Below are 7,386 nucleotides of genomic sequence, written 5' to 3'. Positions count from 1 at the left end.
TTATAGCTATCGCCAAATGTACTAGGACATAAACCCCAAGAATTGACTGGCGGCGCGAAGCGCCGCCAGTCAATTCTTGGGGGTAGCTATATCAGGATATAAAGCCCAAAATAGTGTTGCTGCGCTCCGCGCAGCAACACTATTTTGAGCTTTAATTTTGTCCTAACAAGACTGGCAGTAGCTATAAAAGCTCCTCACAGCGTGAGGAGCTTTTATTATGGGTTAATTAAGCGAATGGCGGGAATCGAACCCGCAACATCTGCTTGGAAGGCAGAGGTTTTACCACTAAACTACATTCGCAGATAAGCATTTGACTAGATGCAGTTACTTATTGTAGCAGCGATCGCGCAATTGTCAAAGATTTTTCTGGCAAATCTATGGCGAATGGCGGTTGCCCCGAAGGTTGGACTTATTTAGAATTCGCAATAGCCTTGATCCATTTCAATCCGCTCTAGTACCTTTAAACCACGGGGATCCCCCAGTTTCCGTAGGGCATTTCTCGCATCAGTTTGAACGCTCAGATCGTCGTCATCGAGGGCATCGATCAATGCGTCTAAGGCATTTTGATAAATTTCGTCTTGGGTATGAAAGTCTCGGTGCATTGGCAAAATTAATTTACCCAGTGACCAAGCACAGTTGCCCCGTACGGCTGACATGGTGTCACCGATCAAGGCATCGGTTAAGGGTTCGATCGCCTCTGCATCGCCTAATTGACCTAAGGCGCTTGCCGCCCATAGACGTACCGCAGTAATGTCATACTTCAAGGCCGAGATTAAGGGCTGCAAACCCAAGGAGGCGCGACAGGTTCCCAACGCCCAAACGATGCCTTTGCGGACATAGCCATTCCAGTCTTGGTTGAGTTGACTAATTAAGGGGGCGATCGCCTGCTCGCTTTTATTTCTGCCTAGAGCATAGGCGGCACTCACCCTAACGAGGGGACATTCATCTTGGAGAAGTTCGATGAGGCGAGGGATTGCCCTTAGGTCTTCTAATTCACAGAAAGCTCTCGCTGCTTGCATTCTCTCTAAAATTACGTCTGAGTTGAGGAAGGCTAACATCTCATCAGGATCGGGAAGAGGTATTGCCTCTTCGGGTGGCAAATCCAATGGACTGAGTGGAGATGCGTCAATGTCTAAAATATTTAAGTCGTCATTGCGTGTCATGGCGATCGTCATGGCAAAAAATCGAGCAAAATTGGATGCCCCAAGGTGTAGTTGTTATCTTACAGTATTAAAGCCAAAAAGTTAGAGAGGGTTACTTTCTGTCTCTCTCGGATTTTTAGCTGTTTAAAAGGGTTTCCAGTCGGGCGATCGCAACATTTTAAAATGCTCGAAACGCTGATGAAAATAACTATCATCAAGTTTGCTGTGATTGTGAACGATCGCTGATTTGACACTGATTGCCCATGACCAGATCTGGGCAACTTGAATCAGTGGTTGCATACAATTCAATTCAATTTCTTCCAGCGGTTCTGTTGACTGATAACCCTGCAAAAAGGCTTTGCGAACGCTGGGACTAATGCCTGCTTGCAATGTAACTTGTAAAAATTTAGCAATATCAAAGGCTCGCCAACCATAGCCACATTGATCGAAATCAAAAAGGGTGATTTCATTGGTTTCGGTAAAGTGAACATTGCCACTATGGGGATCGCCCCAGCAAACGCTCCAAATTGGTAATTCTTTGGGGAGATGGCGGAGTTGCTCTTTAATTTGAGCGATCGCTTCATTTATGTACGAACGTGCGGAAACCTTTAAAAATGGTGCGAGCTCTCGTAAGGAATCATCTAATAAATAGTTAACTGTGAGATGGGGGCGATCGGCAGGACAGTGAAAGTTTTGGGCAGTTTTGTGGAGTCTGGCTAAGGTTTCGCCCAATCTTTGAGCTTGCAATTTATTAAGATCGCCAACGGCAACTTGACCTGCGGCGTAGCTAAAGAGAGAGGCATAGCGCTTGCCTTCGAGGGCAGAAATTTCGATCGCTAGTTTGCTATCGAGGGTGGAAAGGGGATAGGCAACGGGGATGTGATTTTTATGTAAAAACGCTAATAGTTCTAACTCAAACTCGATTTCGGAGCGCGATCGCCAATGGGCATGGGAAACACGTAAGACATAGCGGTGATCGCCTGCTTCGACCAGATAGATATCACTGAGTCCCCGCATCCAAAATACACAATTGGTAATTTCGCCTACAGCATAGCGAGATAACACACGATCTACCAAAGCCTGTGGCGCAAGGGTGGAATAGGTGATGGGGAAATGTTGGTCAGACATATGCTGAACATGCTTTAAAGACCAATCCGCGACAGGCATGGTGATCGATATGTTGGTGAATTTTTGCTGTTAAATTACATATATCGCAGAGTCGCCATCAAAATTGTTTGTCAAAAACCAAAAGTTATTTTTATGAGCAAGCTCCAATAAGAGAAGTTTGGCGCAAAGCGCCAAACTTCTCTTATTGGGTAATAAACTTGGTAAGGCTTTTACTTCTGGGCTTTGAGAAAGGGTTTGCGTAGCAAACCCTTTCTCAAAGCCCGTTTCAACATTAATTAAAAACTAAAACCAGAGAGTGTATCGCCTGCGTAGCGGGCGGTACACTTGTCTAGGTTTGAAGTTTACTTCTTAGCTACTTACATTTTCTATCTGGGGTATTCTTGAATACTATGACAAACTCCCCAAATCCCCACTCCAAAACAACCGCAAACGAAATCATTGTCAATGTTAGCAATGAAAATGTCTCGCGCCGAGCGCGTGTCCGCGAACATGTTAATCCATTAGCCAAGAAATATAGTGTGGCGATCGCACCGCCGATCTGGACAGAAATTTATGCTGACTGGTCAAAGCCCCTGAGTCTAGATATAGGTTCGGCGAGGGGACGCTATATTTTACAGATGGCTCAGATGAAGCCTGATTGGAATTTTTTAGGCTTAGAAATTCGGGAACCCCTCGTCGATCGCTGTAATGAAGTGCGCGACGAACTAGGTTTAAAAAATCTGCATTATATTTTTTGCAATGCCAATGTATCTTTGGCTGGACTATTACCTAAAGGCTCGTTGCATGAAGTCACCATTCAATTTCCCGATCCTTGGTTTAAGCGTCGCCAACAAAAGCGCCGTGCCGTTCAGCCCGAACTAGTCGCCACCTTAGCGGAACTACTCGTACCCAATGCCGATGTATTTTTGCAATCCGATGTCTATGATGTTGCCCTAGATATGCGCCAACATTTTGAGGTAAATGAGAATTTTGTCAATTTAGCGGGAGTAGGTAACTTTGCGGATGGGGCTATTTTTTCCGAACATATTCCCACCGAGCGCGAAAGTTCAGTAATTTCGCAAGGTCTGCCAGTTTATCGCGCTTATTTCAAACGGAAATAGACTGTTTCTCATAAAAAAAGCGGTGTGAAGCACCGCTTTTTTTGTTATAGCTATCGCCAAGTCTAATAGGATATAAACCCCAAGAATTGATTGGCGGCGCTAAGCGCCGCCAATCAATTCTTGGGGTTTGATTTGTCCTAAGTCAAGTGACTGTAGCTATAAGTAGCTAGGCATCAATAAACTTAAAACCCAGAAGAGCAGACCGCCCGCTACGCGGGCGGTCTGCTCTTCTGGGCTAGCTACTTAGTACCAATTCACGAAAGTGTGACAACACTTTTGTGAATTAAACACCAAACCCAGTAATACCAATTTACAAAATGGCGTAGCCATTTTGTGATTTTAAAACCCTTGCTGGATTTGGGTTTTAATTCCCAAAAGTGTAGCCACACTTTTGGGAATTGGTATAAGGTTTTGAGATTCCCAAAATGGCAACGCCATTTTGGGAATTGGTATTATTCAGTTGGTTTCGGTGCATGAAACCCAATGGAATTTCCTTCGGTATCGAGAATTAGTCCAATAAATCCTGGGTCACCAATATCGGTTATGGACATACAAATTTTGCCGCCACTGGATTCTACCCGTTCGAGTGCTTGCTTTAGGTTCTCAACAGTACCCAAATTTAGGTAGATCAAAGCACCAGTCGCGGAAGGCGTTAAGCGATCGCTCTTGACAATCGCGCCACCAACACCTTGGAGATCGTTAGCGAACATAGCTTGTGGTTCTCCCATGAATTCCGATTTATGGAACTCTGTTGCCAACACAGTGCTGTAAAAGTTTACCGCCCGATCGAAGTCGGTTGAGGGGATCTCAAACCAGTTAATTACGTTATGCATTTAAAATCCTCTTAAATATTAGGTCTTATACAGGTTAGGGCAGCTCGTTGGGAGTAACAAGTGTTCTCAATACAATTTAATATTTGAAAAACGTACAGATATCGTTTGATAAAGTAGTAAATTTTATCGCGCTTATTTCAAATGTAAATAGGTTTCGTATTTCAATTGCCTACTTTACATGACTTACTGAATCTTTAAAGAATCGGTTTGAATACTTTAAATAAGAAAGATCGCACTGAATTCTATTTCACCTAGTTGAGCAGTCAATGCATCTAAGGCTTGTCCCGCAGTTTTGCCCTCAGAGTGTTTATCGCCTGCAAGGGCGCGATATGATTTTTCACCTTTAGGATCAGAAATTGGCAAAATTGACACGGTAGCCATACTTTCATCTCAAAGTCATTGAACTAATCATAGCTTACTTAACATTTATAGTTGCTGTACTAATTAATGATAATCAATTTAAATCATTTTAATATTTCAACTGGTTGAATAATATTTCCTAAAATGCAAGTTAGCTCTATTACGCATTTTAGATATGAGAGATTCGTGATGAAATAAAATTATCTATTTCTATGATCAACTCTCTCACTAAATCTTTGGAAATATTGAGATCGCCATGAGCTAATTTGTTTCTTAGTTTAGCCCATTCACGAATTTTACTAGCAGTTTTTTTATCGATATAGTTTTGACATTTAAGCTGGTTCGCTAATTTAGTTAATACAGTTTTATCCTCTTTTTCTTCCGCATTAGAAATACCTTTTATGCCATCATTAATACTTTCTTCAAGCATTGATTTGGATATACTTTTAAGGAATCCTTCTAAAGCTGATACAGCAATTAGTCCTGCTGCACCATAGTATTCTTGATCAAAGAATTCCTTAGCTTGCTCTACATAATTCAAAGATGATTCTCCTTCTATAGTGAGAATCATACTATCAAGTAATCCATCTTGATAATCTTCTAGTAATGCATCTAATTTAATAGTTATTTCTTGCAGTTGAATTCCTGAAAAACGTTTGTTTTTTGAACTTTCTGCTAGTAGATCTAATAACTCTTTATAAACAGTGTTTTGAATTGGCAATAGATGTAATAAACTTCTACATTGCGTTCTCCATTTTAGTGATTTTAACGCTAAATCACTATAACTTAGAGGTTCAAAATAAGTGTCATAATCTATTCCTTGATAGTCTTCTGCTGCGTAATTAGCCCTCCGTTCTGATATCAAGTACTCAGATGAAAGTTCCTTGCCTAAACCAATTAGTTTCGTAAGTTGTCTTATATATTTAGACATGTATTGTAGAAGTTTAGAATCCATAGTTTCTAATTAATATTCCCAAATAAATTTCTAAAGTCTTAACTTAATAAAATATTAAAAAGCTATTTAGAATAATTTATAAAGTTGGCAAATAACCCATTGCATCTTTGACGGCATTGAGAGTTTTAAAAGCAGTTTCAGATGCTTTTTCACGACCTTCTTTTAATACGCGATCAAGATATCCTGATTCTTGGACAACTTCGTCATATTTATCTTGAATCGGCTCAAGATGGGCGATCGCAGCATCAGTTAGCACATTCTTAAAATCGCCCCAACCGCGCCATGTCGCTGCCTCAGCCTGCACTTGCTCCTTTGTTTTATTGGCAAAAATTGAGTATAAGCCGAGAAGATTATTTGCTTCGGGGCGATCGCGATCATCAAAGGCTAACTCGCGGACGGCATCGGTTTTACATTTTTTGATTTTCTTGGTGATTTCATCGGGTTTATCGAGCACATGAATCCGACTCATTTCTGAGGGATCGGACTTAGACATTTTTTTTGTACCATCGGTGAGGCTCATTACCCTTGCCCCTTCTTTGCGAATCAATGGCTCTGGCACTTTTAAAACAGGGAGAAACTGATCGTTAAACCTTCCTGCAATATCCCTTGTGAGTTCTAAATGTTGCTTTTGATCTTCTCCAACAGGCACTAAATCTGCTTGATATAACAAAATATCTGCCGCCATCAGTACGGGATAGTCCAGCAGTCCTACTCCCACATTTTCGCCCTGCTTGATAGCCTTCTCCTTAAATTGGATCATCCGCTCCAACCAATTGAGCGGCGTAATGCAGTTGAGCAACCATGTTAGTTCTGCATGGGCGGAGACATGGGACTGTACAAAAATTGTGGAAATATGGGGATCGATGCCACAAGCAATGTATAGCGCGGCAATATCGCGGGTATTATTAGCTAAAGTTTGGGGATCGTGCGGTACGGTAATTGCATGGAGATCGACAACACAAAAGAAGTTTTCGTAATCAGCCTGAGTCTCTACCCAGTTGCGAATTGCCCCCAAATAGTTGCCAATATGAAGATTGCCAGTTGGTTGTACGCCAGATAGAACTCGTTTTTGCATGGAAAGTGATTTAGGTACTTAGGTTACAGGTCGATAATGTATTTACAGGAACTGGCGAGGGAAAAACGATCGCTCGACAGAAGGGCAAGCTTGACTTTCCGAAATCCCGTTCAAAAACCTTTGGTATTGTACCAATTAGCGTTTCGACTATACTTCTATGCGGATCCGATGGAGCGACTTGGTAGAGGACGCTTAGGACATCGTCGGGAAACCAAGCTCTCACGAGATTTAGTAATTCGTTGCTAGTAAGGGGGCGATCGCGATTATCGGTGGTTAACCGAATGCCAACTAAGCGATCGCTTTCAAAGTAAATATTTGCCGTAAAACCTCTGACATAGACTAATTTGCGTTCAGGTAAGGCATACAATCCTTCGCCTCCAGGTTGTAACTGATGCATGGTGAATTCATGGCGATGGATTGTAGCGATCGCAGCCCAGTTATTATCTTTGGCGTATTCAAAAAACTGTGTTTCCAACATCCCGATATGCAAAGTCTCAGGCTGTAAAGGCGGACGCGCCCTAGTTTGGAGGCTGGGCAATGTGCGTACCGTTCCCAGCTTTTCATTGCCTGCATCATGGGATTGGGCTACAGGTATAGAGGCGATCGCATTAAATATGCTGGCGGCGATCGCAAGACCTATACATACTTGAAAATCAAATTTAGTCGCCATACATGCACCTATAGGATATCAACCACAAGGCATCAATTTTGCTGTTTCTACCTTATCAAAAATTCTTGTTTTGTGACTGCTGGCAACAAATATAGCTATCGCCAAATGTACTAGGGCATAAAC

General features: G+C 42.1%; 8 protein-coding genes and 1 tRNA gene. 1 reads left to right on the top strand and 8 read right to left on the bottom strand.

The window, feature by feature from the left end; genetic code table 11:
• Positions 1 to 229: 229 nt before the first annotated feature.
• The 3 genes from AC805_RS10295 to AC805_RS10285 all read right to left on the bottom strand — a co-directional run bounded on the left by AC805_RS10295 (position 230) and on the right by AC805_RS10285 (position 2,270).
• Positions 230 to 300: transfer RNA gene (locus AC805_RS10295), tRNA-Gly, on the bottom strand.
• A gap of 113 nt (positions 301 to 413) precedes the next feature.
• Positions 414 to 1,175: a HEAT repeat domain-containing protein gene (locus AC805_RS10290; protein WP_231662620.1), complete on the bottom strand. Its 762-nt coding sequence runs from the start codon at positions 1,173 to 1,175 to the stop codon at positions 414 to 416.
• Between the two features lie 111 nt (positions 1,176 to 1,286).
• The gene (locus AC805_RS10285) at positions 1,287 to 2,270 is read right to left on the bottom strand and encodes a homoserine kinase (RefSeq protein WP_055075355.1); all 984 of its coding nucleotides are present in this window, start codon (positions 2,268 to 2,270) and stop codon (positions 1,287 to 1,289) included.
• A gap of 389 nt (positions 2,271 to 2,659) precedes the next feature.
• Between AC805_RS10285 and trmB the strand changes: the two genes are divergently transcribed.
• Positions 2,660 to 3,370 (top strand): tRNA (guanosine(46)-N7)-methyltransferase TrmB, encoded by a 711-nt coding sequence (trmB, locus tag AC805_RS10280; protein ID WP_082429460.1) that lies wholly within the window; start codon positions 2,660 to 2,662, stop codon positions 3,368 to 3,370.
• A gap of 452 nt (positions 3,371 to 3,822) precedes the next feature.
• On the opposite strand, the gene AC805_RS10275 is transcribed toward trmB, so the two are convergent.
• From AC805_RS10275 to AC805_RS10260, 5 genes are all read right to left on the bottom strand, one after another.
• Positions 3,823 to 4,203: a VOC family protein gene (locus tag AC805_RS10275; protein ID WP_055075352.1), complete on the bottom strand. Its 381-nt coding sequence runs from the start codon at positions 4,201 to 4,203 to the stop codon at positions 3,823 to 3,825.
• 216 nt (positions 4,204 to 4,419) lie between these two features.
• Complete coding sequence (locus tag AC805_RS26210) at positions 4,420 to 4,584, bottom strand: hypothetical protein (RefSeq protein ID WP_197278690.1); 165 nt, start codon at positions 4,582 to 4,584, stop codon at positions 4,420 to 4,422.
• Positions 4,585 to 4,732: 148 nt separating this feature from the next.
• Positions 4,733 to 5,518, bottom strand: a complete 786-nt coding sequence (locus AC805_RS10270; protein WP_055075351.1) for a HepT-like ribonuclease domain-containing protein — start codon at positions 5,516 to 5,518, stop codon at positions 4,733 to 4,735.
• A gap of 76 nt (positions 5,519 to 5,594) precedes the next feature.
• A complete protein-coding gene (trpS, locus tag AC805_RS10265; RefSeq protein WP_055075350.1) occupies positions 5,595 to 6,593 on the bottom strand; it encodes a tryptophan--tRNA ligase in 999 nt (332 codons plus the stop codon).
• Between the two features lie 10 nt (positions 6,594 to 6,603).
• Positions 6,604 to 7,263, bottom strand: a complete 660-nt coding sequence (locus AC805_RS10260; protein WP_055075349.1) for a hypothetical protein — start codon at positions 7,261 to 7,263, stop codon at positions 6,604 to 6,606.
• Between the last annotated feature and the right edge of the window lie 123 nt (positions 7,264 to 7,386).

Source organism: Pseudanabaena sp. 'Roaring Creek', assembly GCF_001402795.1.
GTDB lineage: Bacteria > Cyanobacteriota > Cyanobacteriia > Pseudanabaenales > Pseudanabaenaceae > Pseudanabaena.
The sequence above is the reverse complement of the archived record's forward strand: the minus strand, read 5'-3'. Positions and strand labels throughout refer to the sequence as shown.